This is a genomic window from Endozoicomonas atrinae, from assembly GCF_001647025.1.
GTDB lineage: Bacteria > Pseudomonadota > Gammaproteobacteria > Pseudomonadales > Endozoicomonadaceae > Endozoicomonas > Endozoicomonas atrinae.
In genome coordinates, this window is record NZ_LUKQ02000610.1 from 1 (window position 1) to 1,042 (window position 1,042).

Here is a 1,042-nt window from a genome sequence, read left to right on the forward strand (position 1 = left end):
GCGTCATTCGTAAGGCGATCAAGAACCGGAAGATTTTTCGGACTGATGAGTCAGTCATGAAGGTAATCTATCTGGCCATGGAAAAAGCTTCCGAGAAATGGACCATGCCGATCAGGAACTGGAAAGCAGCCATGAACCGGTTTGAAATTATGTTTCCTGACCGGTTCAAGGAGTAATAGTTTTGGTGGCGTTTACACAGAATTATTTACAGGCTCGATTTAGATACAGAGCAAGCAACTGAGTTGGCGAGATTGATATTTGATATGTCTGAAATGGGTTTTACTCTCAGCAGTGAACTATCAAGACACATAACACGAAAAAACTTGGGTAAACATTACCCTAATATTTCCGGCATTGTAACAATGCAAAACAATTATGAAACATGGCCTTATCCCGGCGGATTTTCCAAGTATATATACAGAATTGTATGCCAAGAACTTGATTTGAAAAATAATGGTTCATCAGCAAGAGCTATTGCCTTTCAACCATATAAATCATTAAGTTAGGGTCATTGCAGCTAACAATCTATTCCAAGGACCGCCTCCTGCCCCCCCGTTGAATTGGCATTACTTACTCACAATCCCCTGCAACAACTCCCCCTCCGGTGTCCCATACCACATGGCTATCAGGGTGCTGGGTTTTAACTGTGGGTGCTCCCTGAATGTTCTGGCCACCTTGTCCAGCAACAGGGTTTCAATATCGCTGGTATCGTCGGGCATGACCGTCACATAATGCGCCAGCTTTGGGAACTGCATCATCTGCCGGATCGTATCGGCGGGTGTTTTGTGGATGACAGGATCAAACAGGTCAACCGATTTGCTGCCAGTCGGTACCTTACGGAACCACTGTTCTGCCTCCTGCCTCTGCCGGGCTTTCGCCTCTGCCTTGTTCAGGGCCGCGTCCACAATCGCCTTGCTGCTGCTGATGATCCCTTGCAGTTGTTCCTCGTCAATGGGCAGGCAAGCGCGTTTCGGGTCACGATAACGGTTGACCACAGTGACATCCACGGTCCTGATGTCCCTTTTGCTAAACCTGAAATCAC

Annotated in this window: 2 pseudogenes; one reads left to right on the forward strand and one right to left on the reverse strand. The window is 47.1% G+C overall.

Annotation, left to right across the window (positions count from 1 at the left end):
• Positions 1-176 (forward strand): annotated as a pseudogene (locus tag AK963_RS32865) (IS256 family transposase); the annotation flags it as partial.
• A 390-nt stretch (positions 177-566) separates the two neighbouring features.
• On the opposite strand, the pseudogene AK963_RS29515 reads toward AK963_RS32865, so the two are convergent.
• Positions 567-1,042: pseudogene (locus AK963_RS29515) on the reverse strand (hypothetical protein); the annotation flags it as partial.